The organism is Synechococcus sp. RS9907 (assembly GCF_014279615.1).
In the GTDB taxonomy this organism is placed as follows: domain Bacteria; phylum Cyanobacteriota; class Cyanobacteriia; order PCC-6307; family Cyanobiaceae; genus Parasynechococcus.
In genome coordinates this window covers 2,304,318-2,328,628 of record NZ_CP047944.1, presented here as the reverse complement: position 1 = coordinate 2,328,628, position 24,311 = coordinate 2,304,318, and the positions used below count along the sequence as shown (strand labels likewise).

At 63.1% G+C, this 24,311-nt stretch carries 28 protein-coding genes; 14 read left to right on the top strand and 14 right to left on the bottom strand.

What is annotated here, in order from left to right:
• Nucleotides 1-5 precede the first annotated feature (5 nt).
• Genes SynRS9907_RS12680 through SynRS9907_RS12650 form a run of 7 tightly spaced genes read left to right on the top strand, consistent with a single transcriptional unit; the run spans nucleotide 6 to nucleotide 5,453 of the window.
• On the top strand, nucleotides 6-1,196 hold the full coding sequence (locus SynRS9907_RS12680; protein ID WP_188021252.1) for a citrate synthase: 1,191 nt from the start codon (nucleotides 6-8) through the stop codon (nucleotides 1,194-1,196).
• Nucleotides 1,197-1,223: 27 nt separating this feature from the next.
• Nucleotides 1,224-2,342, top strand: coding sequence for an NADH-quinone oxidoreductase subunit NuoH (gene nuoH / locus SynRS9907_RS12675; RefSeq protein ID WP_188022483.1), 1,119 nt, complete (start codon nucleotides 1,224-1,226; stop codon nucleotides 2,340-2,342).
• 59 nt (nucleotides 2,343-2,401) lie between these two features.
• Nucleotides 2,402-3,049 (top strand): NAD(P)H-quinone oxidoreductase subunit I, encoded by a 648-nt coding sequence (gene ndhI, locus SynRS9907_RS12670; protein ID WP_186514118.1) that lies wholly within the window; start codon nucleotides 2,402-2,404, stop codon nucleotides 3,047-3,049.
• A complete protein-coding gene (locus SynRS9907_RS12665; protein ID WP_038552703.1) occupies nucleotides 3,046-3,645 on the top strand; it encodes an NADH-quinone oxidoreductase subunit J in 600 nt (199 codons plus the stop codon). Before ndhI ends, SynRS9907_RS12665 begins: the two co-directional genes overlap by 4 nt.
• Entirely contained in the window at nucleotides 3,645-3,974 is a 330-nt protein-coding gene (gene nuoK / locus SynRS9907_RS12660; protein WP_188021251.1) for an NADH-quinone oxidoreductase subunit NuoK, read from the top strand. Before SynRS9907_RS12665 ends, nuoK begins: the two co-directional genes overlap by 1 nt.
• An 18-nt stretch (nucleotides 3,975-3,992) precedes the next feature.
• Nucleotides 3,993-4,943 carry an NAD(+) kinase gene (locus tag SynRS9907_RS12655; protein ID WP_188021250.1) on the top strand — a complete coding sequence of 317 codons (951 nt, stop codon included), beginning with the start codon at nucleotides 3,993-3,995 and terminating at the stop codon, nucleotides 4,941-4,943.
• Nucleotides 4,944-4,946: 3 nt separating this feature from the next.
• Nucleotides 4,947-5,453 (top strand): CYTH domain-containing protein, encoded by a 507-nt coding sequence (locus SynRS9907_RS12650; RefSeq protein WP_188021249.1) that lies wholly within the window; start codon nucleotides 4,947-4,949, stop codon nucleotides 5,451-5,453.
• Between the two features lie 208 nt (nucleotides 5,454-5,661).
• Here SynRS9907_RS12650 and SynRS9907_RS12645 read toward each other — a convergent pair whose 3' ends face one another.
• Entirely contained in the window at nucleotides 5,662-5,940 is a 279-nt protein-coding gene (locus tag SynRS9907_RS12645; protein ID WP_011365335.1) for a helix-turn-helix transcriptional regulator, read from the bottom strand.
• Nucleotides 5,941-6,007: 67 nt separating this feature from the next.
• Here SynRS9907_RS12645 and SynRS9907_RS12640 point away from each other — a divergent pair, with 67 nt between their 5' ends.
• The gene (locus tag SynRS9907_RS12640; RefSeq protein WP_188021248.1) at nucleotides 6,008-6,913 is read left to right on the top strand and encodes a methylenetetrahydrofolate reductase; all 906 of its coding nucleotides are present in this window, start codon (nucleotides 6,008-6,010) and stop codon (nucleotides 6,911-6,913) included.
• Here the strand turns inward: SynRS9907_RS12640 and SynRS9907_RS12635 are convergent.
• From SynRS9907_RS12635 to SynRS9907_RS12610, 6 genes are all read right to left on the bottom strand, one after another.
• Nucleotides 6,894-8,072: an NDP-sugar synthase gene (locus SynRS9907_RS12635; protein ID WP_188021247.1), complete on the bottom strand. Its 1,179-nt coding sequence runs from the start codon at nucleotides 8,070-8,072 to the stop codon at nucleotides 6,894-6,896. The two genes, SynRS9907_RS12640 and SynRS9907_RS12635, sit on opposite strands and share 20 nt — an antisense overlap.
• A gap of 46 nt (nucleotides 8,073-8,118) precedes the next feature.
• On the bottom strand, nucleotides 8,119-9,021 hold the full coding sequence (locus SynRS9907_RS12630; RefSeq protein WP_188021246.1) for a segregation/condensation protein A: 903 nt from the start codon (nucleotides 9,019-9,021) through the stop codon (nucleotides 8,119-8,121).
• Between the two features lie 58 nt (nucleotides 9,022-9,079).
• Nucleotides 9,080-9,481 carry a lipopolysaccharide assembly protein LapA domain-containing protein gene (locus SynRS9907_RS12625; protein ID WP_186509302.1) on the bottom strand — a complete coding sequence of 134 codons (402 nt, stop codon included), beginning with the start codon at nucleotides 9,479-9,481 and terminating at the stop codon, nucleotides 9,080-9,082.
• Between the two features lie 67 nt (nucleotides 9,482-9,548).
• Entirely contained in the window at nucleotides 9,549-11,186 is a 1,638-nt protein-coding gene (locus tag SynRS9907_RS12620; protein WP_188021245.1) for an NAD(P)H-quinone oxidoreductase subunit 4, read from the bottom strand.
• A 92-nt stretch (nucleotides 11,187-11,278) separates the two neighbouring features.
• Complete coding sequence (locus SynRS9907_RS12615) at nucleotides 11,279-13,288, bottom strand: NAD(P)H-quinone oxidoreductase subunit 5 (RefSeq protein WP_188021244.1); 2,010 nt, start codon at nucleotides 13,286-13,288, stop codon at nucleotides 11,279-11,281.
• A 34-nt stretch (nucleotides 13,289-13,322) separates the two neighbouring features.
• Nucleotides 13,323-14,054 carry an NnrU family protein gene (locus SynRS9907_RS12610; protein WP_188021243.1) on the bottom strand — a complete coding sequence of 244 codons (732 nt, stop codon included), beginning with the start codon at nucleotides 14,052-14,054 and terminating at the stop codon, nucleotides 13,323-13,325.
• 81 nt (nucleotides 14,055-14,135) lie between these two features.
• On the opposite strand from SynRS9907_RS12610, the gene SynRS9907_RS12605 reads away from it, so the two are divergent.
• A complete protein-coding gene (locus tag SynRS9907_RS12605) occupies nucleotides 14,136-15,125 on the top strand; it encodes a LysR family transcriptional regulator (protein WP_114987555.1) in 990 nt (329 codons plus the stop codon).
• On the opposite strand, the gene SynRS9907_RS12600 is transcribed toward SynRS9907_RS12605, so the two are convergent.
• Together SynRS9907_RS12600 and SynRS9907_RS12595 are read right to left on the bottom strand one after the other, a co-directional pair.
• Nucleotides 15,116-15,751, bottom strand: coding sequence for a DUF3172 domain-containing protein (locus tag SynRS9907_RS12600; protein ID WP_115081177.1), 636 nt, complete (start codon nucleotides 15,749-15,751; stop codon nucleotides 15,116-15,118). The genes SynRS9907_RS12605 and SynRS9907_RS12600 overlap by 10 nt on opposite strands.
• Nucleotides 15,748-16,095 carry an NAD(P)H-quinone oxidoreductase subunit M gene (locus tag SynRS9907_RS12595; protein WP_188021242.1) on the bottom strand — a complete coding sequence of 116 codons (348 nt, stop codon included), beginning with the start codon at nucleotides 16,093-16,095 and terminating at the stop codon, nucleotides 15,748-15,750. Before SynRS9907_RS12595 ends, SynRS9907_RS12600 begins: the two co-directional genes overlap by 4 nt.
• 88 nt (nucleotides 16,096-16,183) lie before the next feature.
• Between SynRS9907_RS12595 and pds the strand changes: the two genes are divergently transcribed.
• Together pds and SynRS9907_RS12585 are read left to right on the top strand one after the other, a co-directional pair.
• Nucleotides 16,184-17,602 carry a 15-cis-phytoene desaturase gene (pds, locus tag SynRS9907_RS12590; RefSeq protein WP_188021241.1) on the top strand — a complete coding sequence of 473 codons (1,419 nt, stop codon included), beginning with the start codon at nucleotides 16,184-16,186 and terminating at the stop codon, nucleotides 17,600-17,602.
• A gap of 3 nt (nucleotides 17,603-17,605) precedes the next feature.
• Nucleotides 17,606-18,514 (top strand): phytoene synthase, encoded by a 909-nt coding sequence (locus SynRS9907_RS12585; protein WP_188021240.1) that lies wholly within the window; start codon nucleotides 17,606-17,608, stop codon nucleotides 18,512-18,514.
• A 72-nt stretch (nucleotides 18,515-18,586) separates the two neighbouring features.
• Here SynRS9907_RS12585 and SynRS9907_RS12580 read toward each other — a convergent pair whose 3' ends face one another.
• Nucleotides 18,587-19,018 (bottom strand): RNA-binding protein, encoded by a 432-nt coding sequence (locus tag SynRS9907_RS12580; protein ID WP_188021239.1) that lies wholly within the window; start codon nucleotides 19,016-19,018, stop codon nucleotides 18,587-18,589.
• Between the two features lie 61 nt (nucleotides 19,019-19,079).
• Nucleotides 19,080-20,273 (bottom strand): CCA tRNA nucleotidyltransferase, encoded by a 1,194-nt coding sequence (locus tag SynRS9907_RS12575; protein WP_188021238.1) that lies wholly within the window; start codon nucleotides 20,271-20,273, stop codon nucleotides 19,080-19,082.
• 32 nt (nucleotides 20,274-20,305) lie between these two features.
• Here SynRS9907_RS12575 and SynRS9907_RS12570 point away from each other — a divergent pair, with 32 nt between their 5' ends.
• Genes SynRS9907_RS12570 through SynRS9907_RS12560 form a run of 3 tightly spaced genes read left to right on the top strand, consistent with a single transcriptional unit; the run spans nucleotide 20,306 to nucleotide 21,752 of the window.
• The gene (locus tag SynRS9907_RS12570) at nucleotides 20,306-20,557 is read left to right on the top strand and encodes a Ycf34 family protein (protein ID WP_011365320.1); all 252 of its coding nucleotides are present in this window, start codon (nucleotides 20,306-20,308) and stop codon (nucleotides 20,555-20,557) included.
• Complete coding sequence (gene tsaB / locus SynRS9907_RS12565; RefSeq protein WP_188021237.1) at nucleotides 20,554-21,177, top strand: tRNA (adenosine(37)-N6)-threonylcarbamoyltransferase complex dimerization subunit type 1 TsaB; 624 nt, start codon at nucleotides 20,554-20,556, stop codon at nucleotides 21,175-21,177. Before SynRS9907_RS12570 ends, tsaB begins: the two co-directional genes overlap by 4 nt.
• On the top strand, nucleotides 21,177-21,752 hold the full coding sequence (locus tag SynRS9907_RS12560) for a YdcF family protein (RefSeq protein ID WP_115081171.1): 576 nt from the start codon (nucleotides 21,177-21,179) through the stop codon (nucleotides 21,750-21,752). Before tsaB ends, SynRS9907_RS12560 begins: the two co-directional genes overlap by 1 nt.
• Here the strand turns inward: SynRS9907_RS12560 and SynRS9907_RS12555 are convergent.
• From SynRS9907_RS12555 to SynRS9907_RS12545, 3 genes are read right to left on the bottom strand one after another with little or no spacing between them, the layout of a single operon-like run.
• Nucleotides 21,715-22,368, bottom strand: coding sequence for a 1-acyl-sn-glycerol-3-phosphate acyltransferase (locus tag SynRS9907_RS12555; protein WP_115081170.1), 654 nt, complete (start codon nucleotides 22,366-22,368; stop codon nucleotides 21,715-21,717). The genes SynRS9907_RS12560 and SynRS9907_RS12555 overlap by 38 nt on opposite strands.
• Nucleotides 22,365-23,261, bottom strand: a complete 897-nt coding sequence (gene fabD, locus SynRS9907_RS12550; protein WP_188021236.1) for an ACP S-malonyltransferase — start codon at nucleotides 23,259-23,261, stop codon at nucleotides 22,365-22,367. The genes SynRS9907_RS12555 and fabD overlap by 4 nt, the downstream gene beginning before the upstream one ends.
• A 28-nt stretch (nucleotides 23,262-23,289) precedes the next feature.
• The gene (locus SynRS9907_RS12545) at nucleotides 23,290-24,309 is read right to left on the bottom strand and encodes a beta-ketoacyl-ACP synthase III (protein ID WP_188021235.1); all 1,020 of its coding nucleotides are present in this window, start codon (nucleotides 24,307-24,309) and stop codon (nucleotides 23,290-23,292) included.
• Nucleotides 24,310-24,311: the final 2 nt, after the last annotated feature.

The window sequence follows — 24,311 nt, the reverse complement described above, 5'->3', positions numbered from 1 at the left end:
GGCCCTTGGCTCAGCAGCAGACAGGAGACCTGCGCCATGCGCGGACCGGAATCGAACTGCGTCCGGGGCTTGATGGCGTGCCGGCAACCCAGTCGGCGATCTGCGACATCGACGGGGAGAAGGGGCTGCTCACCTATCGCGGCTACCCGATGCAGGATCTGGCGGCCAACAGCAGCTTCCTGGAAACGGCTTACCTGCTGATCTGGGGAGAGCTGCCCAGCCGCGACCAACTGGCGGAGTTTGAACACGCGGTGCAGATGCACCGGCGGGTCAGCTTCCGGGTGCGGGACATGATGAAGTGCTTCCCGGCCAGCGGTCATCCCATGGATGCCCTGCAGTCGAGTGCAGCGTCCCTGGGTCTGTTCTATTCCCGCCGGGCGATCGACGACCCGCAGTACATCTACGACGCAGTGGTGCGGCTGATCGCCAAGATCCCCACGATGGTGGCGGCGTTTCAGCTGATCCGCAAAGGCCAGGATCCGATTCAGCCTCGGGATGATCTGGCCTACTCCGCCAACTTCCTCTACATGCTCACGGAGCGGGAGCCGGATCCCCTGGCGGCGCGGATTTTTGACCGCTGTCTGATGCTCCATGCCGAGCACAGCCTCAATGCCAGCACCTTCAGTGCCCGGGTCACCGCCAGCACCCTCACCGACCCCTACGCCGTGGTGGCTTCAGCCGTCGGCACCCTGGCGGGTCCACTCCATGGCGGCGCCAATGAAGACGTTCTCGCCATGCTCGAGCAGGTGGGGAGCCCTGAGAACGCCGGCGCTTTCCTGGATGAGGCCATCGCGGCCAAGCGCAAAATCATGGGCTTCGGCCACCGGGAATACAAGGTGAAAGATCCCCGTGCGGTGATCCTGCAGTCGCTGGTGGAAGAGATGTTTGCCAGCTTCGGTCACGACGACCTCTACGACGTGGCCCGAGCCATCGAAGAGGAAGCTGCGTCGCGCCTCGGCCCCAAAGGCATCTACCCCAACGTGGATTTCTATTCGGGCCTTGTGTACCGGAAGCTCGGCATTCCCAGGGATCTGTTCACGCCGGTCTTCGCCATTGCCAGGGTCGCCGGCTGGTTGGCCCATTGGCGGGAACAGCTCGGGGCGAACCGGATTTTCCGGCCTTCGCAGATCTATTCCGGATCCCAGCCACGCTCATGGATGCCCATCGAGGAGCGTGTTTCGGCTCCGGCCGCCTAAGTTGCACCCACTTCCGTCGACACCATGGTGAGTCCGGGACTTGACCTGGAATTGAGCTTTAGCCAGGCCTTGCAGGGGTTTGGCCTCTCTCCGGAGGTGGCGAGGCTGCTCTGGCTGCCGCTGCCGATGCTGCTGGTCCTGGTGGCTGCAGTGGTGGGTGTGCTGGTCTCGGTGTGGCTGGAACGCAAAATTTCCGCCGCCGTTCAGCAGCGGATCGGTCCTGAATACGCCGGTGCCCTTGGCGTGCTTCAGCCTCTGGCCGACGGCCTCAAGCTTCTGGTCAAGGAAGACATCATCCCGGCGCGGGCCGACAGCCTGCTGTTCACCCTCGGCCCTGTGTTGGTGGTGGTGCCGGTGATCATCTCCTGGCTGATCATCCCCTTCGGCCAGAACCTGTTGATCAGCAATGTGGGCGTGGGGATTTTCCTCTGGATCGCCTTCAGCAGCATTCAGCCGATTGGTCTGCTGATGAGCGGCTATGCCTCCAACAACAAGTACTCGCTGTTGGGGGGTCTGCGGGCCGCGGCTCAATCGATCAGCTACGAGATTCCCCTGGCTCTGTCAGTCCTGGCCATCGTGATGATGACCAACTCGCTGAGCACGGTCGACATCGTCGGTCAGCAGACCGGTGCTGGCATTTTGAGCTGGAACATCTGGCGTCAGCCGGTGGGTTTCCTGATCTTCTGGATCTGCGCCCTGGCCGAGTGTGAGCGTCTTCCCTTCGACCTTCCCGAGGCCGAAGAAGAGCTGGTTGCCGGTTATCAGACCGAGTACGCGGGCATGAAATTTGCCCTCTTCTATCTGGCCGGTTACATCAACCTGGTGCTCTCGGCCGTCCTGGTCAGCGTTCTGTACCTCGGTGGTTGGGGCTTCCCGATCCCTGTGGAGTGGCTGGCCGGCTGGTTGAACCAGCCCATTGATGCCCCCGTGGTTCAGGTGATCACCGGAACCGTCGGCATCGTCATGACCGTGCTGAAGGCCTATCTGCTGGTGTTCGTGGCCATCCTGTTGCGCTGGACCACCCCCCGCGTCCGCATTGACCAGCTGCTCGATCTGGGCTGGAAATTCCTGCTGCCCCTCTCCCTTGTGAACCTTCTGGTGACGGCGGCCCTCAAGCTCGCCTTTCCTGTGGCATTCGGCGGCTAGGTTTTCCTACCTAGCATTCCTCCGCACCCGGCTCCGCTTCGTTCTCTCCCTTTCAGACCATGTTCGGCTTCCTCAAACAGGTCGGTGATTACACCCGGGATGCAGTCGATGCAGCCCGGAATCTGGCCCAAGGCTTTTCGGTCACGTTTGACCACATGCAGCGCCGTCCGGTCACTGTGCAGTACCCCTACGAGAAGCTCATTCCCTCCGAGCGTTATCGGGGCCGGATTCACTACGAATTCGACAAGTGCATCGCCTGTGAGGTGTGCGTGCGGGTCTGCCCGATCAACCTTCCGGTGGTCGACTGGGTGATGAACAAAGCCACGAAGAAGAAGGAGCTGCGCAATTACTCCATCGACTTCGGCGTTTGCATTTTCTGCGGCAACTGCGTCGAGTACTGCCCCACCAACTGCCTCTCGATGACGGAGGAGTACGAGTTGGCTGCTTTTGATCGCCACAGCCTCAACTACGACAACGTGGCCCTCGGACGCCTTCCCACCAGCGTTACCACCGACCCCTCCGTTGTTCCCCTCAGGGAACTCGCCTATCTGCCGGCGGGCGAGATGGATCCCCACGGTGTTGCCGCCGATCGTCCCCGGGCTGGTCAGCTGCCGTCTCAGGTGTTGGAGACCCTCACTCCTCCTGCCAAGTCCGCTGCCAAGAATGAGGGACAATCCTCCAGTGAGGCCAAGGAGGGCGACGCATGACCATCGCGACCACCACCGAGCTGATCTGTTTTCTGGTGCTGTCCGCCGTTGTGGTGATCGGCGCCCTTGGCGTGGTGCTGCTCAGCAACATCGTCTATTCCGCCTTCCTGCTGGGCGGGGTGTTCACCGCCGTTGCAGGTCTCTACTTGCTGCTGAACGCCAGTTTCGTGGCCATGGCCCAGATCCTGGTGTACGTGGGCGCGATCAACGTGTTGATCCTGTTCGCGATCATGCTCGTCAACAAGCGGGAAGACCTCAAGGCCATCGCCAACCTCACCACCCGCCGTGTGGTGTCCGCCGGCGTCTGCGCCGGTCTGCTGGCGTTGCTGGTTCGTGTTGTGGTCACCACCCCCTGGTCGCTGCCCGGTCCTGCCGCCGTGGGTGAGGAAGCCACGGCCCGCATTGGTGAGCACCTGTTCACCGATTACCTCTTGCCCTTTGAGGTGGCATCGGTGCTGCTGCTGATGGCCATGATCGGCGCCATCGTCTTGGCCCGTCGTGATGTGTTGGCCACCGATGTGGTCACCGGTGAGGTAGCTGATCAAGGCCTGATTGAGAAGGCCCGTACTCCCCTGCTGATGAATCGAGCGGACTGATGAGCGATTTACTTGCCACACTTCCCTCTCTGCAGGCCTACCTGCTGGTGGCCGCGATGCTTTTCTGCATCGGCGTCTGGGGTTTGATCAACAGCCGCAATGCGGTGCGCGTGCTGATGAGCATTGAGCTGATGCTCAATGCCGTGAACATCAACCTGATGGCCTTCTCCTCCTTCGTGGATGGTGATCTGATTCGCGGCCAGGTCTTCACTGTGTTCGTGATCACGGTGGCCGCCGCTGAGGCCGCTGTGGGTCTGGCGATCCTGCTGTCGCTTTATCGCAATCGCGTTACCGTCGACATGGAGCAGTTCAACCTTCTGCGCTGGTAACCCCCGCATACCTGGGTCATGCGTCTCGATCGGGTCTGGGTGATCTATCGGGCCGACAGCCAGCCTGCCCAGCGTGAAGCCCGGCAATGTGCCAAGGAGCTGAAAGCTCTCGGCACCCATGTGGTCACCGCGATGTCGGGGCCCCGGGTGAATCCTTTTCCCGGCCTTCTGGCCGTTGAGGAGTCGTTGCCCGACCTGGCGCTGGTGCTGGGGGGGGATGGCACGGTGCTGGGGGCTGCCCGCCACCTGGCGGTGCATGACATCCCGATCCTCAGCATCAATGTGGGAGGCCATCTGGGCTTTCTCACCCATGACCGGCGTGTGTTGCGCGGCGATCAGATCTGGCAACGCCTCCAAGACGATCAGTTCGCGATCGAACGGCGCATGATGCTTCAGGCGATGGTGGATCGACGCTCCGCGGAAGATCGAGCGGCTTCGCCCGGTCCGTTGCAGCAGCCGGATCTCGAAGACGATGAAGAGCACCACTGGGCCTTCAACGACTTCTACCTGCGGGCCTACCGCGATGAGATTTCGCCCACCTGCACCCTGGAGCTCGAGATCGATGGGGAAGTGATCGACCAGGTGCGTGGTGACGGCCTGATCCTCTCCACGCCCACGGGGTCCACTGGGTACGCCCTGGCGGCAGGGGGACCGATTCTTCACCCCGGCATCGATGCCATCATCGTTGCCCCGATCTGCCCGATGAGCCTCTCCAGCCGAACGCTGGTGGTGCCGCCTCGGGCCAGGTTGGCGATCTGGCCCCTGGGGGCTTGGGATCACCGCATCAAGCTGTGGAAGGACGGTGTGGGCTGCACGGTGCTGGAGCCTGGAGAGTGCTGTGTTGTTCAGCAGGCGCGCCACCATGCCCTGATGGTGTTGCTCAATCAAAGCCCGTCCTATTACCGAACTCTCTCCCACAAGTTGCATTGGGCGGGAAGCCTGCACGCGTCTCAGCCCTCGCAGAATTGAGCCATGGCCCTCGAGATTGAAAGGCGCTTTCTGGTGCGGTCGGAGGCCTGGCGCAGCAGTGCTGGCCCCGCACAGCCGCTGCGTCAGGGCTATCTGGCCGCCAGTGCCGACGGTGTGACGGTGCGGATGCGTCTGCGCGGATCGGATCAGGCCTGGCTCACCCTGAAGGCGGCGGCTGATGCCGTTGGCCTGGTGCGCCACGAGTTCGAATATCCGATTCCCGTGGCGGACGCCGAAGCCCTCTGGGAGCTGGCGCCGCACCGCCTGGACAAAGTCCGCTACGCCTTGGATTGCCCCGGTGGTGACTGGGTGGTGGATTGTTTCCAGGGCGAGAACGCCCCCTTGGTGTTGGCGGAGGTGGAGCTGGCATCGGCCCAGGCGGATCTTCTGATTCCGCCCTGGTGCGGCGAGGAGATCACCGGGGAGTCCCGCTGGAGCAATGCGGTGCTGGCCAGGCATCCGATTCAGTCCTGGCCTGAGGCGCAGCGTCGACGTTTTGGCTGGCCCTAAGGCTGGACTGGATTTGTCTTCAGATTTCCTTTAGCTTTGAGGAATTCTGATTGGTGGCTCCTTCCAGTGGTGGGTCTCTACGACACAACTGGAATGCTTCGCTTCGCTGGCTCCAGCGTGGAGGCCTGTCTGGAATACGCCACGCTGTTTCAGATCCCTGTGGGCCCCACCTCCCTGCAAAGCTTGCCGGAGCCTGTTAGCTCCACGATCAGGCTGAGGGGGGATCGTGTTCTGGAAGGACGCAACAGTTGAAGCCGTCCCGGCAGATCTTGCCGTTATCCATGGCCCAATTGAGCAGTGCCACCCGGTTCTTCGAGCCGGTCTTGGTGAACACGTTGCTCACATGGTTGTCCACCGTTCGTTTGCTGATGGTGAGACGGTCAGCGATTTCCTGATTGGTCAGTCCTTCGGCCACGAGCTCGATGATCTCGATCTCCCTGGCAGAGAGGGAGATCTCCAGAGGATCGGTACCGTCGAGGGAGGACATGGGCGACCACCGTTGGGATCATGCTAGTCCGGACGAACGGTCTGATCCTGCATAGTGGGCCGGTGAAATGGAACGAGATTTGAGCACGGCGCTGCAGCGCGCAATTGAGGCCGGGGATCAGGTGCTCACGGCCGAGGTGATGCCTCCCCGCGGAGCCGACCCCTCCCACATGTTGGCCATGGCCGCATCGCTGCAAGGCCGTGTCCATGCGGTGAATGTGACCGATGGCAGTCGGGCCGTGATGCGGATGAGCAGCCTGGCCTCCTGCAGGTTGCTGCTTGAGGCCGGTCTGGAGCCGGTGTTGCAGATGGCCTGCCGGGACCGCAACCGCATCGCCCTTCAGGCCGATCTGCTCGGTGCCCATGCCTTGGGGATCCGCAACCTGTTGTGTCTCACTGGCGATCCGGTGCGGGCGGGCGATCAGGCGGATGCCCGGCCGGTGAATGAGTTCGAGTCGGTGAAGCTGCTGCAGCAGGTGGATTCCCTCAATCAGGGTGTGGATCCCGTGCAGGGCACCCTGCCCGATGGTGCGACCACGCTGTTTGCCGGGTGTGCCGCCGACCCACAATCGAGGAGCTGGAGCGGTCTCCAGCGCCGGTTGCAGCGCAAGCAGGCGGCGGGAGCCCGCTTCGTTCAAACCCAGATGGTGATGGATCCTGAAGCGCTCGAGCGCTTCCAGCGCGAACAGGCCGGCCCCCTGGGCCTTCCCGTGCTCGCTGGCGTGTTTCTGCTGAAGTCAGCCAAGAATGCCCGGTTCATCAACCGCGTTGTGCCGGGAGCCTGCATCCCCGATGCGTTGATCCATCGGCTGGAGTGCGCCGAGAACCCTGCCATGGAGGGTGTGGCCATCGCCGCTGAACAGGTGAAGCGCTATCTCGGCATCGTTCGTGGCGTGCACCTGATGGCGATCAAGGCGGAGGAGCGGATCCCGATGATCCTCGATCGCGCCGGGCTCAGCTCGCTGCCTGGGTGAGGTCTGTGCCGAGCAGCTCCGCCATGGCCTTCTGCTGTGGGGAAGGCTCCACCAGGTCCTGACGACGGGCATCGGTGATCAGCCAGTCGAGTGAGGCCTCCTGCAGATCGAAGTGATCACCGTCCTTGCCCACGCAGTAGCGGCCGAACACCAGCTTCTCGAGCAGCTGCACGCCGGGTCCGATGCGCGAGTAGTCGAAGATGATCGAGTTATCGACGGTGGCACCCTCACAGATGTGGCAGCTGGGGCCGATCATCGTGGGCCCAACGATCGTTGCGCCATCTTCGATCTTGGTCATGCCGCCCACATAGACGGGGCCACTGACGTTGATCTTGTCCCAGTTGGCGGCCACATTCAGGCCGGTGTACACCCCGGGACGCACCTCCTTGCCGGGGATGCCCACCTGACGAACGTCACCCATCAACACGCTGCGGATGGCTTGCCAGTAGTCGGGAACCTTGCCGATATCCACCCATTCGAAATCCATCGGGATGGCATAGAAGGGGGCACCGAGCTCGGCCAGTTTCGGGAACAGATCCGAGCCGATGTCGAAGGACTGTCCCGAAGGGATGTGTTCAAAGATCTCCGGCTCGAAGATGTAGATGCCGGTGTTGATCGTGTCGCTGAGGGCTTCGTCGACGCTGGGCTTCTCCTGGAAGCTTGAAATTCTGTTCTGGTCATCGGTGACCACAACGCCGTAGCTGCTCACCTGATCCTTGGGGACCCGTTTGGTGACGAGGCTGGCGATCGCACCCTTCTCTTTGTGCAGGCGTACCGCTTCGCTGAGATCAAGGTCGATCAACGCATCGCCGCAGAGCACCACGAAGGTTTCGTCGAAGAAGTGCTGGAAATCCTGGATTTTTTTGAGCCCGCCCGCAGACCCCAGGGCACTTCCGATCAGTTCGCCGTCTTCAATCCGTCCTTCAAAGCTGTAGGCAATTTCAACCCCGAAACGCTGGCCATCCCGGAAGTAATTTTCAATCTCTTCGGCCAGGTGGGAGACGTTCACCATCACTTCGGTGAAGCCGTGCTCCTTGAGCAGTTCCAGCAGAAATTCCATCACCGGCTTCTGCAGGATCGGAATCATTGGCTTGGGGATCACATGCGTGATCGGTTGGACCCGCGTCCCCTTACCAGCCGCCAGAATCATCGCCTTCATTGGCGTTTCACGGGGTCAATACAAGGTAGTGACCATAGACCCGGACTTAGGCCGCTACGACCGTCCGGGTCGGCGACGGATCTGGCACCTGAAGGCTGCGGATCGGCAGTTGCGTTGCAGTGCCACTCGCGGGGATGAATTTCAGTCGCAGCGGTCCGTGGAGCCAGCCCTCCTGCTCCAGCTCAACCCGGCCCTGGGAGGAGAGAAACAGCAGGGCCCAGAACACCCCGACCCGGTCACGGTCCAAGTCCGCGGCGGCGGCCACCTCCCACTGATCCACCAGTTGATCGAAGCCCACCCAGTCCAGGGCGGTCTCCCAACCGTTCAGAAACACTCCCAGTGCTGCGGTTGTTTCCGGCAGCTTTTCGCGGTGGGCCAGTCCGGCCACCTGGGCGATGGCTTCACGGTTGCTGTAGCGCTTCTGCCGTTTGCGGCGGCGTGCCTCGAGTTCGTCTGATTCCAGCTGCTCGGCAATTGTTTCCAGCTGTTCGATCAGCTCCCCGAGGGTGACGGGGCGACGCAAGGGCGGGGGTGCCACGGGTCGCCGCTGCAGATGACGTTCCGGCCGTCGGGGCAGATCAAAGGCCGGATCCAGCCAGCCTTGCTCATCGAAGTCGGCGTCGAAGTGATCTTCGACGTCGGGCGGCGGCGGCAACATGCTGGTTTCAAGCATCTCTGCCTTGAGTCCCACCAGCACGGAGGCAGCCAGAAAGGCTTCGCTGCTATCAGCCAGGTCCCGCTCGTAGCTGCCGCCCCGTCCGGCCAGGGCGACCGCCACCTGCCCGGGAACTTCGATGCGTTGCCGGAGTTGATCCAGAAAGCCGTCGATGACGGCGATCACATCCACATCCCAGGGATCCAGATCCCCTCGCTCCGCTGCATCCTGCAGCAGCCGAATCGCAAGGCGGGCTCCAGCATCAGCGCCGTCGTTGGGGGCCACCTGGAGCAAGTCAATTCACCCTTTTCCGGCAAGGTATCGGTCCTCAACCGGTGTCGCCAGTGCTGCCTCAGGCCGCACTGCTGGCGTCGGTGACCTCCGCCTTGTCGCTGTCGTCGCTTTCAGCACTGGTCGCGCTGACGGTGGTGGCAGGCAGGAGTCCCAGCTGGGTTTCAACGGTGGAGCGGTAGCGGCTGAGGTCGGTCTCTAGCTCCTGGATCCGCACCTGCTGTGCTTCGTATTCGTTGGCCTTGCTGAACTGTTCAACGTTGTTGAGCATCCCGGTCCAGGCCGCGAAGAACCAGGCCGACACGGCTCCCAACCCCGCTGCCAGCAGCAGCAGACCTGCCAAAGGCAGGGTGTACTCGACCCCGGGCAACACATGAACCGTCGTGGGGCTGGTGTTCGCCAGGGTGAAGAACACCGTGATCAGGCCGAAGCTGAAGATCAGGCCGAAGTTGATCTGACGCATGGCAGAGGAGCGTTCCCCTGGAACTTACGGACGGTTGGCCGTGAATGAATCGGAATCGATACGTGATTTATGACGCGCCCACGGCGGGGGCTTGGATGATCGCCGGAACGGGGGCCTGACCTCGAATCAAGGGGGCCGTTGGCGAGATCACCTGTTCCATCGCACCCAGGTTTCGGCTCACCAGGGCTTCGATCGAGCTGCGGTAGCTGTCGGTCATCAGCTTGGGGTACAGCCCGATTCCGATGATCGGCACCAGCAGGCAGCCGATGATGTAGACCTCGCGCGGCTCCGCATCCACCAGGTTGGTGTGAGACACCAGCTCCTCTTTCTCCTTGCCGAAGAAAATCTCGCGAAGCATCGAGAGCAGATAGATCGGTGTGAGGATCACGCCGACGGCGGCCAGCCCGCAGATCACCACGCGGAAGGGCAGGGTGTAGGCCTCATCCGTGGCGAAACCGGCAAACACCATCAGTTCGCTCACGAATCCGCTCATGCCGGGCAGGGCCAGGGAGGCGAGGGCACACACCGTCCAGAGCGCGAACATGATGCGCATCTTCTGGCCAATGCCTCCCATCTCATCCAGCTGGAGCGTGTGGGTGCGGTCGTAGGTGGCACCCACGAGGAAGAACAGGCTGGCGCCGATCAAGCCGTGGCTGATCATCTGCAGCATGGCGCCACTGGTGCCCAGGGCACTGAAGCTGCCCACGCCAATCAGCACGAAGCCCATGTGGCTGATCGAGCTGTAGGCGATCTTTCGCTTGAGGTTGCGCTGGGCGAAGGAGGTGAGGGCGGCGTAGATGATGTTCACCACCCCCAGCACGATCAGGAGTGGTGCGAACTGGGAGTGGGCTGCTGGCAGCAGTTCACAGTTGAAGCGCAGCAGGGCATACCCGCCCATCTTCAGCAGGATGCCGGCCAACAACATGTGCACCGGTGCCGTTGCTTCGCCATGGGCATCTGGTAGCCAGGTGTGCAGGGGCACGATGGGCAGCTTCACGCCGAAGGCGATCAGCAGCCCGGCGTAGCAGAGCAGCTGAAAGCCCGTGCCGAAGTCTTTGGCCGCAAGAGCGGTGTACTCAAAACTGGGGGTGCCGTCACCGAAGAAGCCCATGGCCAGGGCGGCCAACAGGATGAACAGCGAGCTGCCGGCTGTGTAAAGGATGAATTTGGTTGCGGCGTACTGGCGTTTCTTGCCGCCCCAGATGGCCAACAGCAGATACACCGGGATCAGTTCCAGCTCCCAGGCCAGGAAGAACAGCAGCATGTCCTGCACGGCGAACACCGCGATCTGGCCGCCGTCCATGGCCAGCAGCAGGAAATAAAACAGCCGCGGTTTGAAACTCACCGGCCATGCCGCCAGGCAGGCCAGGCTCGTGATGAAGCTGGTGAGCAGGATCAACGGCATCGAGAGGCCGTCGGCTCCCACCGCCCAGGTGAGGCCAAGATCCGGCAGCCAGCTCACCCGTTCGGACAGCTGCAGACCACTCAGGCTCGGGTCGTAGCCGGTGAGGTAGGCCGCGACGGTGATCAGGAAGGTGATCAGCGTCACGATCAGGGCGTACCAGCGCACCTGCTTGCCCTCGCCTTTGTCGGGAACCAGCGGAACCAGCAGGGCACCCACAATCGGCACCAGGATCGACAGGCTCAGCCATGGAACGGTGGCCTGCACCGGCTCACTCACCCCGGCGACTGCGAATTCGAACACGCTGTCAATCCGATCCTTACTGGTTGGATCGTAGAAATCATGGCCGCTGTGTCATCACCTCGATAGGCGATGACACACATGGGCGTTAGGCCTTAAGCGATTGGTCCGCCGATCACGCCGAACAGCACCACCAAGCCGATCACGCCAGCAAACACGATCAGGGCATAGAACTGGGCCCGTCCGGTCTCGAGATATTTGAGACCTTCGCCGCTGCCGAGGGTGAGCAGTCCGGTGAGGTTGACCACGCCATCCACCACCTTGGCGTCCACTTCGAGCACCTCGCGCGCCAGTTTGCGGCTGCCGCGAACGAACAGCTTCTCGTTCAACACATCGAGGTACCACTTGTTGGCGAGGAAGGCATTCACCGCCGGGAAGCGACCTGCCACCAGCTGCCCCAGATCAATCCGACGCAGGGCATAGGCCAGAACGGCCAGGGTGATGCCGGCCACAGAGATGGCCACGGAGGCGCCCGCCAGCGGAAGGAATTCGCCCCAGCTGAACTGTTCGGCCATCTCGAGGGCTTCTTCCGGATTGAGAAGGCCCGCAAAGCGGCTGTTCCAGGGGGTGCCCAAGAGGCCAATCAGCACCGATGGCACCGCCAGCACCGCCAAGGGGGCAGCCATCGGCCATGCCGATTCATGCACGCTGCCGCCATGGGCATGGTGCTCGGAAGGATCCTTGCCAGCAGCGGTCAGCAGCTGGGCCTGCATGGCGGTGTCATTGCCGCGGAACTCCCCTTCAAAGGTGAGGAAATAGAGGCGGAACATGTAGAAGGCCGTCATCCCCGCCGTCAGGAAGCCCACCACCCAGAGCAGCGGGTAGCTGTTGAAGGCCTGGCCAAGAATTTCGTCCTTGCTCCAGAAGCCGGCCAGGGGCGGAATGCCACTGATGGCGATGCAGCCGATGAAGAAGGTGATCGAGGTGACGGGCATCTTTTTGCGCAGGCCGCCCATCAGGCGCATGTCCTGGGCCAGAACGGGCTCGTGGCCCACCACCTCTTCCATGGCGTGGATGACGGAGCCTGATCCCAGGAACAACATTGCCTTGAAGAAGGCATGGGTCACCAGGTGGAAGATGCCGGCGACCGGAGCACCGCAACCCATCGCCAACATCATGTAGCCGAGCTGGGAGACGGTGCTGTAGGCCAGACCCTTCTTGAGGTCCATCTGGGTGAGGGCAATGGAAGCCCCCAGGAAGCAGGTGATCGTGCCAACGACGGCGATCACGGTTTGAACGACGGGGAACTGGGCGTAGAGGGGATCGAGGCGGGCGACCAGGAACACCCCTGCGGCCACCATCGTGGCGGCGTGAATCAGCGCTGAAATCGGCGTCGGGCCCTCCATGGCATCGGGCAACCAGACGTGGAGAGGGAACTGGGCCGACTTGGCCATCGGACCCATGAACACCAGCAGGCAGAGCAGCAGCGCTGCCCATGGGGCCACCGTTCCGGCGGCCAGGCCGTTCTGCAGACCATCGGCGATTCCCTGGAAATCGAAGCTCCCGGTGGCCCAGAACAGGCCAAGGATGCCCAGCAGCAGGCCGAAGTCACCAACTCGGTTCACCACGAAAGCCTTCTGAGCGGCGTGGGCGGCACCGTCGCGGTCATACCAGAAGCCCACCAGCAGGTAGGAGCACATGCCCACCAGCTCCCAGAAGACGTAGATCTCGAGGAGATTTGGGCTGATGATCAGCCCCAGCATGGAGCTGCTGAACAGCGCCAGGTAGGTGAAGAAGCGCACATAGCCCTTGTCGTGGGCCATGTAGCCGTGGGAATACACCAGCACCAGCAGGGCGATGGTGGTGACCAGCGCCAGCATCACCGCCCCAAGCGGATCCACCACGTAGCCCATCGGCAGAACGAAGCTGCCGGCACTGGCCCAGACGAACAGGTGTTCAACGGGCGGGGCGCCATTGAGCTGGTTGAACAGGATGCTGTAGCTAAGGGCCGCAGCTGCACCAACACAGGAGATCAACAGCAGCGCAACGGGTTTCCGCAACCGGTTGATCGTGCGGTTGAAGCTGATCAATCCCAGCCCGGTCAGCACGGCGCCGAACAGGGGCAGAACGGGAATGAGCCAGGCGAGTTCCTCGGCCGAGGGCATCCGCAAACAGCAGGTTGAAGCGAGTGTAGGCAGCTCAGCCCAGCAGGTTCTGGAGTGCTGAATTGCGCATCAACTCAGCGGCCGTCGGAATGAAGCGATGGGCCCACCAGAAGACGCCGACGGCGATGGCGATGCCCAGTTGCGCGGGCCGGACAAATTCCTGCCACTGCAGCTGCTGGCGTCCATCCATAACGGCAGCGAACGGCACGATCGAGGTGCTGGCCTTGAGCTCATCAAAGGCTTCACCGAAGCGGGCCTTCAGGCGCCGGTCGCCATGCCACACGGCGAAGAGGTGATGGCCGATCAGGCCCACGCAGGTCACCAGCATGAAACTGCTGCCGATCCAGAGGGCGTGGGTGAGGCACCAGAGAATTTGCCCGATGGCCTGGGGATGGCGGCTGATGCGGATGATCCCCGTGGCGTAAAGACGCACCTGCGGTTTCAGCACCGCAGGGATCTCCAGCAGGTTGTAGGTGGCTGGATAGAGGAAGAGAAAACTGATGGCGGTTCCGATCCACACGAGTGGAATCACCCCAGGCACGCCCTGGAGATTCCACAGCCGCACCCCGTCGTAGCGATGGGCCAGGAACCATCCGATCACCACCACGGCCGAGGGAATGCTGGCTGCCGCGAAGATCAGGCGCCAGGCCCGTGCTCCGATCACGGCCTCAGCCCGGCTGCGCAGGGCAGCACCACCGCTGTGAATTACGGCAAACAGGATCAGCAGCACCAGCATCACGACGCTGCTGTGGTGGGTGGAGGCCATGGCGGCTGCGTTGGAAGGGCGTGATTCTGGCTGTCGAACGTGGCGGTCCTAAATTTCTGGTGTTCCTCCGGGTGTTCCGCGGTGGCCGATCTGCCGTTCACCCTCGACCAGCTGCGGATCCTTCGCGCGATTGTCAGTGAGGGCAGCTTCAAGAAAGCCGCCGACAGTCTTTACGTCACCCAGCCCGCCGTCAGCCTTCAGATCCAGAACCTGGAGAAGCAGCTGGAGGTTTCGCTGTTTGATCGCGGCGGGCGCAAGGCGCAGCTCACTGAGGCTGGCCATCTGCTGCTGAGTTACTGCGACCGGATCCTGAGCCAGTGCCACGAAGCCTGTCGGGCCCTGGATGATCTCCACAACCTCAAAGGTGGATCCCTGATCGTGGGGGCAAGCCAGACCACCGGCACCTACCTGATGCCCCGGATGATCGGCCTGTTCCGCCAGAAATATCCGGACGTGTCCGTGCAGCTCCAGGTCCACAGCACCAGACGCACGGGCTGGAGTGTGGCCAACGGTCAGATCGACCTGGCGATCATCGGTGGTGAATTGCCGGCGGAACTCAATGAACTGCTGCAGGTGGTGCCCTACGCCAGTGATGAGCTGGCGCTGGTGCTGCCGGTGAAGCACCCCTTGGCCCGACTGGCTGAACTCACCAAGGAAGACCTGTATCGCCTGGGCTTTGTCTGTCTCGATGCGCAATCCACCACCCGGAAGATGGTCGACCAGCTTCTGGCGCGCTCCGGCCTGGATGTGCAGCGCCTGCGCATCGACATGGAGCTGAATTCGCTGGAAGCCATCAAGAATGCCGTTCAGGCGGGCCTGGGTGCCGCCTTTGTTCCTGTGGTGTCGATCGAGCGGGAGTTATCGGCGGGAACGATTCACCGGCCCCAGGTGGCTGATCTGCAGGTGAGACGCCAGCTCAAGTTGATCACCCATCCCGCCCGCTACTGCTCACGCGCCTCGGTTGCCTTCCGCAATGACGTTCTGCCCGTCTTTGCCAGCGCTGATAGCCCGATTCGTCAGGCAGCGAAGGTCGTGCCTGAAGCGATCGGGGAGCAACTGGTTCAGAACTGATCGGCCTCGGGTGTCACGCCCACAGCGTCATCTGCCACGCCTCGGGTGAGGAATTTGTTCTCACTGATATCGGTTTGGTAGACGCAGCGCACCACGGGCTTGTCCCGAACAGAGCCGATGTAGGCAAAGGTGTTCATCCGCTGTTTGCACTCACGCTCCTGCTCGGCGGTGATGGCCCCCTCCTTGCGCAGCACCGACCAGTTCTCCCGACGGATCACACAACCCGGTTGCAGGGTTGGCTGGGTCACAAAGCTGCTGGAGGGGTTGAGCGTCGTGTACATCTCGATGTCCATGACGAAGGCGCTCGCCCCCCACTGGCGGCAGAACTCCGGGTCGGGAACGGCCATGTCCAGTTGCTGGGAGCTGGCGATGTTTCCCTGGTCTCCCGTGGTGGTGCTGGTGACAGCGCTGCCGATACCGATTCCCACCACGAGAACTCCTGCCAAGACGGCCACGGTGAGGGTGCTGAATTGAAAGCCGCCCTGGCCGCCTCCACCACCTGGTGGCGGGCCGGGAGGACGGCCGTATCCGCCCCGGGGTGGAGCGTCATAGCGGTCCCGCTCACCGCGGTCGTAGCGGCCATCACGCGGTCGGCGGCCGCCGCGGTCGTAGCGCGAGCCGGTCACAACAGTCCGGGGGTGCGGGGCAGGCCCATGGAGAAGTTCTGCACGCGGCCATCCGGGTTGTAGCTGAGTTCTCCGGCCTGGAGCAGTTGCCGGATGAATCCCTCCAGGTCTGTACCAATGCGGCGCAGGGTGTAGTCACTCAGTTCGCCGCCGGCTGCGGCATCCACCAGGTCCTTGAAGCGCCCCTGCACTTTGGTGAGGCTGGCGGCATCCCAGAGAAATTCGTTGTCGGGATCCAGATCCAAGGTCAGTTGGTCGTCCGAAGGAACCAGATCCTCCTCTTGGAGTGCTGCTGTGAACAGGCGCACGTGGCGGGTGGTGCACTTGAGAAGGGTGTCAGCCAAGACGCGCCCACGGGAAAGCTGACACGACTTTAAGAAGCGAACGGGGGTCAAGCCCTTTTAAGGTTGGTTTCACTTTCGAGACGGCCGCATGCGCGTCGCTATTGCCGGAGCTGGTCTTGCTGGACTCTCCTGTGCCAAATACCTGGCGGATGCCGGCCACACCCCCATCGTTGTGGAAGCCAGGGATGTTCTCGGCGGCAAGGTGGCGGCTTGGAAGGACGAGGATGGCGACTGGTACGAAACCGGCCTGCACATCTTCTTCGGGGCCTACCCGAACATGCTGCAGCTGTTCAAGGAGCTGAACATCGAAGACCGGCTGCAGTGGAAGAGCCATTCGATGATCTTCAACCAGCAGGACGAACCAGGCACCTACAGCCGCTTTGATTTCCCCGACCTGCCGGCACCGGTGAATGGTGTGGCGGCGATTCTGGGCAACAACGACATGCTCACCTGGCCGGAGAAGATCAGCTTTGGCCTGGGACTGGTCCCCGCCATGCTCCGGGGTCAGGGGTACGTCGAGGAGTGCGACAAATACTCCTGGACCGAGTGGCTGCGGGTCCACAACATTCCCGAACGGGTGAACGATGAAGTGTTCTTGGCGATGAGCAAGGCGCTGAATTTCATCGATCCCGATGAGATCTCCGCCACCGTGGTGCTCACGGCCCTGAACCGCTTCCTGCAGGAGAAGAACGGCTCCAAGATGGCGTTCCTGGATGGTGCACCACCGGAGCGCCTCTGCCAGCCGGTGGTTGAGCACATCGAATCACTGGGTGGTGAAGTGCATCTCGACAGCCCCCTGCGTGAGATCAAGCTCAATGCCGATGGTTCGGTGGCGGCCTTCCACATCGGTGGCGTGAAGGGCAAGGAAAGCTTCGATCTCACCGCTGATGCCTATGTCAGTGCATTGCCGGTGGATCCCTTCAAGCTGCTGCTGCCTGAGCCCTGGAAGCAGATGGAGGTGTTCCAGAAGTTGGATGGCCTCCGGGGTGTCCCCGTGATCAACCTGCACCTCTGGTTCGATCGCAAGCTCACCGACATCGACCATCTGCTGTTCAGCCGTTCCCCTCTGCTCAGCGTGTATGCCGACATGAGCATCACCTGCAGGGAGTACGAAGACCCCGACAAGTCGATGCTTGAGCTGGTCTTTGCTCCTGCCAAAGACTGGATCGGCCGCCCTGATGAGGAGATCATCGAGGCCACGATGGGCGAGCTCAAGAAGCTGTTCCCAATGCACTTCAGTGGCGACAACCCCGCCACCCTGCGCAAATACAAGGTCGTGAAGACGCCGTTGTCCGTCTACAAGACGACCCCCGGTTGTCAGGAGCTGCGCCCGGATCAAACCACCCCGATCAAGAACTTCTTCCTCGCGGGCGACTACACCATGCAGCGCTATCTCGCCTCGATGGAGGGTGCTGTTCTCAGTGGCAAGCTCTGTGCCAGTGCGGTGGACCGCAAGACGGGCCAGCTGGCATCATCGACCTCTTCCAGTGAGCCTGTGACGGCCTAAGCCATGCCCCTCGCCTCCCCGGATCTCGACGCAGCCTTTGAGGCCTGCCGTCGGGAGACCGCCGAGTGGGCCAAGACGTTCTATATCGGCACCTTGCTGCTTCCTCCGGAGAAGCGCCGTGCCATTTGGGCGATCTATGTGTGGTGCCGGCGCACCGATGAATTGATGGACAGCCCGGAGGCCCAGGCGCGTCCGGTAGATGAGCTTGCTGAACGGCTCGACCGCTGGGAGGAGAAGACCCGGGCTCTGTTTGATGGCCGGGTGGAGGACGACCTGGATGCGGTGATGGTGGACACCCTGGAGCGCTTTCCCCAGGGCATTCAGCCCTATCTCGACATGATTGAGGGCCAGCGGATGGACCTCACCTGGACCCGCTACCCCCGCTTTGAAGACCTCAAGCTCTATTGCTATCGCGTGGCAGGCACCGTTGGCCTGATGACCCAGGGGGTAATGGGTGTTGACCAGGCCTACACCTCAGCCCCCTGGAGCGACTGTCCCGACACCTCCGATGCCGCCGTCGCCCTGGGGATCGCCAACCAACTCACCAACATCCTCCGGGATGTGGGGGAAGACCGGGGCCGTGGTCGTATCTATCTGCCTCAGGAAGATCTCGAGCGTTTCGGCTATTCCGAGGAGGAGTTGATGGCGGGGACCCTCAACAACGCCTGGCGCGCGTTGATGCGATTCCAGCTGGAGCGGGCCCGCGATTGGTTTGCTCGCTCCGAAGCCGGAGTCCGTTGGCTGTCTGCCGATGCGCGCTGGCCGGTGTGGACGTCGCTGCGGCTCTACCGCGGCATCCTGGATGAAATCGAGCGGGTCGATTACGACGTGTTCAATCACCGTGCCTACGTGGCCAAGGTCAACAAGCTGCTTGATCTGCCCCGTTCATTCCTGCTGGCTCAGTCACGCTAAAAACCCCTGCCGGTCAAACCGGCAGGGGGTTGAAGTTGATCTGCTGTTTCCCTCAATCAGGTCGGCGACGGATCAAACTGCCGTCTTCTGGTTGGCCAGGAGATCCTTGAGCTTGGACAGTTCTCCGGCCCAGCGGGGGTCGGGAGCGCCCTCGTTCTTCGCATCGGAGTGAACCACTTTGTTCACGGCCTTGCGGGCCACTTGAGGCTGGCCGGCTGCGTTGGGGGCCCCACGACGGCTGCCACCAGCATTGTTGTCGCGACGCTCGGAGCGCTCGACGCGCAGAGCGCTGCCGCCGAACTCCTTGCCGTTCAGCGCCTCGATCACGGCATCAGCCAGCTTCGGATCGTCCACGTTGGCAAAGCCAAAACCGCGGCATGCACCGGTTTCGCGGTCGAGAACCGACTTGAACCGGATCCCTTCTCCCACCGACTTCAGCAGAGCCACCAGCTCCTGTTCTTCAAAGGTCTGCGGCAGGTTGCCGATGTACAGGCGGATGCTCATGAAGGAAAGGAAATGCGATCTGTCGGTGTCTGACCGTCATCATTGACACCAGGAAAGTTAATCACAGAGCCTCGCTTTCACGGGTCAAGAAATGTTGGGCTTCCTTCAGCGCCTCGCTTGGGGTTTGGATGCGCTCAAAGGCATGTTCGAGCTTCAGATGATGCAGCAGGCGTCCGAGACGGGGGCCAGGTTCGATCTCCAGGGCGGAGAGCAGGCCGTTGCCGTCGACCGGAGTTCTGGGGTGGAACAGAGGGTCCTCGGCGTTCCGCCATCGATGCAGCCAGATCCCTTTCTCGGGCATGGGCAGTTGCAGGGCCAGGGCGGGCAGATCCCCCTCGAGCTCCTCATGCAATTGCAGTCGATCGCTCTCGGACAGCGACTCTGGTGCCTGACCGGTGCGTTGCTGCCAGCTCCGCAGCCGTTTGCAGCGCTGGCGCAGGGCGCGACTGGCCCGGAGTTGGTTGAGGCCCTCATCGCTCACCAGGGCCGTCAGCCGCGCCAAGGGTACAGCTGCTGCGGCTTCCTCGCTGCTCAGGCCTTCCGTGTTGCCGGGCGTGGGAGGTTGCCCTCCGGCCGCCCAGGGATGCAGCAACGGCAGGCTCCTTAGGGCTGCAATCGCGGCGTCTGCATGGTCGCCCCGAACCAGACGCTGCAGTTCCGCCAGGATCCGCTCCGGTGCCGCTTCCGGCAACCGTGTGGCGTGGCGCTCAATCCAGTCCATGGTCTGGCTGGAGATGGTGAGCGGGATTTCCGCCATCAGCCGCAATCCCCGCAGCAGTCGCAGAGGATCGTCGATGAGGTTGGCTTCCGAGACGGCGGTCAGGCATCCCTGCTGGAGGTCGTTCAGTCCCCCTGTGGGGTCCCACAGCTCTCCCCAGGGTTGGAGCGATACGGCGATGGCATTGAGCCGGTAGTCGCGCCGCCAGAGGTCGTCTTCGATGCGGTCTCCGTCCTGTCGGGCGATGTCGACCGTCCAGCCCCCAAGCACCAGCCGAGCAATGCTCCGCTCCGCGTCCAGCACCACACACGTGCCATGGAGCTCCTGGGCCAAGGCCTTGGTCAGGGCGATGGCATCCGATGGCACCACCAGATCAAGATCCGGCTGCTCCTGGAGACGGTCCAGCAAGCCATCCCGCACGGCGCCACCCACCAGCGCCGTGCCCTCCGGAAGCCGTGCCAGGGGGAGAGGCCACTGGTCTGGCGCCAGTCGCTCTCGCAGCTGGTCAAGCAACGCGTCGCCGGGGCCTTGGGCCATCAGAATGGGGGGAGTGAACGGCCTCGGGAGGCATGTGCATCTGCGTGGATTGCAGCTGGGTCGACCGTTGTCAGGCCTATCACGCAGTTGAGCGTCAGCATGGTGTTCCTCATCTGGCCCAGACACCGGATTTTGAGCCAGACGCGCCCCGCATCCACGTGTCGGTGATGGATCTCCCCGATGGCCAGGCCGGGATTGAGTGGGATGTGCGTTCCTGCTCCAGCTTCAAGGCGGATCCAGGCCGGTGGCAGCGTTGTCGTCCTGGACAGGAGCTGCCCCGATGACGGCTCCACCGCTGCTGCTTGCCCTGCACAGCTGTTCCGACTGCTTTGGCATGGCGCTGCTGGATCCTCAGCAGCCTGGGGCAGACCCCCTGGTGCAGGCTCATCCGGATGGCCGGGGCCTGTCCAACAGCTTGATTTCGCGGGTTCAGGCGCTCCTCCCTCCTGAGCGTTGGCCCCAGTTGCAGGGCCTTGCCGTCGCGACGGGACCCGGCGGCTTCACCGGCACCCGCCTCACAGTGGTGATGGCCCGCACCCTGGCGCAACAGCTGGATTGCCCCCTGCTGGGGGTGAGCAGCTATGCCCTGATGGCCCCACGCCTGGAGCGGCAACTGCCCCAAGCCATGCAGGGGGAACCGTTCTGGATCACCCAGGAGTTGCCCCGGCGCGGGGTGGTGGGTGGTCAGTACCGGATCACGGCCGGGCATGTTCACGAACTCAGCCTGCCGACCTTGCTGCCTCAGGGGGCATCACCCAAGCCTGCTGTTGAGGTGCAGCTGGATGTGGAAGCGGATGTGGCGCGGCTCCTGCAGCTGTTGCAGCGCAGCCATGCCGTCGGGGCTGCAATGCCCTGGGCTGAGGTGCTGCCGATCTACCCCACCTCACCTGTTGGACAGGTCTGATGGCGGGCGTGCGTACAGGGCTACTGCTGGGAGCTGGTTTGATGGCCTGGCTGTTGGGGCCCGGCCCGCTGTCGCCCTATCGGCGGGCTCTGTTGGATCGCAGCCCGCCCCAGCTGGTGCTGGTGCTCGGGGGTGATGTGGACAGGGAACGAATGGGTGCCCGGTTGGCACGTCAGCTCGATCTACCCCTGCTGGTGAGCGGCGGCAGCAACCGTGAGTACGCCGAATGGATGCTCAGTGAGGAGCGCTTCAATCCCGACCGCGTCACCCTGGATTACCGGGCCCGTGACACCCTCAGCAATTTCACGTCTGTGGTGGATGAGCTGCAGGCGGATGGTGTTCGCCACGTGCTGCTGGTGACCAGCGAAGACCACCTGCCCCGTTCCATGGCGGTGGGCCAGGTGGTGGCCGGCAGCCGCGGAATTCAGCTCACCGGTGTTCCCGTGGCCTGCCGCGAGGACTGCACCCAGGAGGGACGCCTCAAGCAATGGAGTGATTGGCTTCGTGCGGTGGCGTGGGTGATGACCGGTCGCGACCTCAGGGATGCTGCGGACCCTGATCCAGCAGAGCGTTGATGCGTTCCTGCAGCAGAGCGGTGGTGGCATCCAGATCAGGCCTGCGGCGACTGGCCGGGGCTGGAATGGGGTCGCCGATGCGCAGCTGAATCGGCACAAGGCGCGGCCAGCTGCGCCCGCTGCCCAAGGCGCGGTGGCTGTTGCAGATGGCCACCGGCAGCAGCGGGGCTCCTGTGCGAGCCGCAAGCAGGGCCGCTCCGGGGAGTGGGTTGTTGATCCGGCCGTCGTTCTGTCGGGTGCCGTCCAGAAACACCCCCGTGGCCCAGCCTTCTTCGAGTCGAGCCGTTGCGGTGCGGATCGCTTCGCGATCGCTTGCACCTCGCCGCACGGGATAAGCACCACAGGCCCGGATCAAGCGCCCCAGCAACGGGATGCTGAACAGTTCTGCCTTGGCCATGAAGGCCACGGGGCGTCCCAGGGCATGGCCCAGCAAGGGCGGGTCCAGGTGCGAACCATGGTTGGCCACCACCACAAGGGGGCCTTGCATGGGCACTCGGTTGTTCCCGGAGGTCGATCCGCGGAACAGCAAGCGGAAGACCGGGAACACCAGCAGGCTGCTGACCAGCCGGTAGGTGAGGCTCGGCTTGGGGGTGCGGACGAGGCTGGATTGACTCACTGTCCGAGGTCTCCAGCCCCGGAGATCTGGGCGGTGGTGACCCCGCTCATGCTGCGTTTGGCCAGGCCGCTGAGCACGTTGCCCGGACCGATTTCCACCAGGGTGTTCACACCGCTGTCGGTCATCGCTGCCATGGTTTCGCGCCAGCGCACACCGGTGGTCATCTGCTGCTTCAGGCGCTGTTTGAGCTCGTCCGCACTGGTGCTGGCGCTGGCGGCGCTGTTGCTGAGTACTGGAACGCGGGCATCCAGGAAAGGCACGTTGTCCAGCTCGGCGGCGAAGCGTTCAGCCGCCTCCGCCATGAACGGGGAGTGGAAGGCTCCGGAGACGGCCAGGGGGATGGCGCGTTTGCATTGCAGGGCTCCACTCACGCGTTCCACGGCCTCTAGAGAGCCAGAGATCACCACCTGCGCATCGCTGTTGTCGTTGGCGATGCTGACGCCGTCCGTGGCGGCCACCAGATCCTCCAGCTGAGCGCGATCGAAGCCGATCACTGCCGTCATGGCGCCGCCCCCGGCGTTCGCCATCAGTTCTGAGCGGGTTTTCATCAGCTGCAGACCAGTCTCCAGCCCAAACACCCCTGCGCTGTACAGAGCAACCAGCTCGCCCAGGCTGTGGCCGGCCACCAGCGCAGGCTCGCGGCCCTGCTGCTGAAGGTTGTCGGCCAGCACCGATTCGATCACGAACAGGGCGGGCTGGGTGTTGCGGGTGTCGTTGAGGTCATCCAGGCCATCGCCACCGCCGCTTTCCCCTTGGCAGATCGCCAGCAGATCGCGCCCCAGCAGCTCTGAGGCCATGGCGAAACGCTCGCGGCTGCCTTCGATGCTGAGCAGCGCTTCTGCCATGCCCACTTTTTGAGAGCCCTGACCGGGAAAGACCCAGGCGATCGCCATTGCTGTGTTCTGCAGACCGTGCCGGAGATTAGGCGGGCCCGCTCCAGCGGAAGAGGGCTGCACCCCAGCTCAATCCCGCTCCGAATCCACTGCTGGCGATGCGATGGCCGGGTTGGATGCGGCCATCCCGCACGGCTTCATCCAGCATCAGGGGAATGGTGGCTGCCGAGGTGTTGCCGTAGTTGGCCAGGTTGCTGAGCACTTTTTCGGAGGGCACCGAGAAGCGATCCGCCACGGCATCAAGGATGCGCTGGTTGGCTTGATGCAGCAGCAGCCAATCCAGGGAATCTGCGGCGACACCACCCTGTGCAAGCAGCTTCTCGAGAATCGCCGGCACCTCGCGCACCGCGAATTTATAGACCTCCTGCCCGTTCATCTGGATGGGGCTGAAGCCGCCGCATTGATGGCTGGCGTCCCCCACCAGGGGCCGGCGCTGGTTCACCTGGGGCAGCTGGAGCACTTCGCCGCGGCTGCCATCGGAGCGCAACAGGAATCCGTCGAGATCGTCCTGACCGCTCTCCGAAGCTTCCAGCACCACGGCACCAGCCGCATCACCGAAGAGAACGCAGGAGCGTCGATCGTCCCAGTTCACCCAGCGGCTGAGTTGATCGGCCCCCACCACGAGAATGCGGCGCATTGCCCCACTGCGCAGGTACTGGGCGGCGGTCACAACGGCGAAGAGAAAGCCGCTGCAGGCAGCGGTGAGATCAAAGGCCGCGGCATGGGTGGCGCCGAGGCGCGCCTGCAGCCGTGGAGCCGAACCGAACAGGTCGTCCGGGGTGGAGGTGGCCAACAGGATGAGATCGAGGCTGTCGGCCGACCAACCGGCCATCTCCAAGGCCCGTTCCGCCGCCAGTCCGCTCAGTTCCGCCAGGGATTCGTCGCTGTTGACCACCCGTCGCGCGGCAATGCCGGTGCGACTGCGGATCCATTCGTCACTCGTCTCAACCCGCTGGCCAAGCTCAGCGTTGCTGATCGAGCGGCTGGGCGTCGCGCTGCCAGACCCTCGGAACAACACTCCGCTGGTTGTGCTGAGCGGCTCGACCAAGG

Coding starts and splice junctions, on each gene's coding strand:
- ndhI (WP_186514118.1), top strand. CDS start 2,402: ATGTTCGGCTTCCTCAAACAGGTCGGTGATTACACCCGGGATGCAGTC.
- SynRS9907_RS12665 (WP_038552703.1), top strand. CDS start 3,046: ATGACCATCGCGACCACCACCGAGCTGATCTGTTTTCTGGTGCTGTCC.
- nuoK (WP_188021251.1), top strand. CDS start 3,645: ATGAGCGATTTACTTGCCACACTTCCCTCTCTGCAGGCCTACCTGCTG.
- SynRS9907_RS12655 (WP_188021250.1), top strand. CDS start 3,993: ATGCGTCTCGATCGGGTCTGGGTGATCTATCGGGCCGACAGCCAGCCT.
- SynRS9907_RS12650 (WP_188021249.1), top strand. CDS start 4,947: ATGGCCCTCGAGATTGAAAGGCGCTTTCTGGTGCGGTCGGAGGCCTGG.
- SynRS9907_RS12645 (WP_011365335.1), bottom strand. CDS start 5,940: ATGTCCTCCCTCGACGGTACCGATCCTCTGGAGATCTCCCTCTCTGCC.
- SynRS9907_RS12640 (WP_188021248.1), top strand. CDS start 6,008: ATGGAACGAGATTTGAGCACGGCGCTGCAGCGCGCAATTGAGGCCGGG.
- SynRS9907_RS12635 (WP_188021247.1), bottom strand. CDS start 8,072: ATGAAGGCGATGATTCTGGCGGCTGGTAAGGGGACGCGGGTCCAACCG.
- SynRS9907_RS12625 (WP_186509302.1), bottom strand. CDS start 9,481: ATGCGTCAGATCAACTTCGGCCTGATCTTCAGCTTCGGCCTGATCACG.
- SynRS9907_RS12615 (WP_188021244.1), bottom strand. CDS start 13,288: ATGCCCTCGGCCGAGGAACTCGCCTGGCTCATTCCCGTTCTGCCCCTG.
- SynRS9907_RS12610 (WP_188021243.1), bottom strand. CDS start 14,054: ATGGCCTCCACCCACCACAGCAGCGTCGTGATGCTGGTGCTGCTGATC.
- pds (WP_188021241.1), top strand. CDS start 16,184: ATGCGCGTCGCTATTGCCGGAGCTGGTCTTGCTGGACTCTCCTGTGCC.
- SynRS9907_RS12585 (WP_188021240.1), top strand. CDS start 17,606: ATGCCCCTCGCCTCCCCGGATCTCGACGCAGCCTTTGAGGCCTGCCGT.
- SynRS9907_RS12580 (WP_188021239.1), bottom strand. CDS start 19,018: ATGAGCATCCGCCTGTACATCGGCAACCTGCCGCAGACCTTTGAAGAA.
- SynRS9907_RS12575 (WP_188021238.1), bottom strand. CDS start 20,273: ATGGCCCAAGGCCCCGGCGACGCGTTGCTTGACCAGCTGCGAGAGCGA.
- SynRS9907_RS12570 (WP_011365320.1), top strand. CDS start 20,306: ATGTGCATCTGCGTGGATTGCAGCTGGGTCGACCGTTGTCAGGCCTAT.
- tsaB (WP_188021237.1), top strand. CDS start 20,554: ATGACGGCTCCACCGCTGCTGCTTGCCCTGCACAGCTGTTCCGACTGC.
- SynRS9907_RS12560 (WP_115081171.1), top strand. CDS start 21,177: ATGGCGGGCGTGCGTACAGGGCTACTGCTGGGAGCTGGTTTGATGGCC.
- fabD (WP_188021236.1), bottom strand. CDS start 23,261: ATGGCGATCGCCTGGGTCTTTCCCGGTCAGGGCTCTCAAAAAGTGGGC.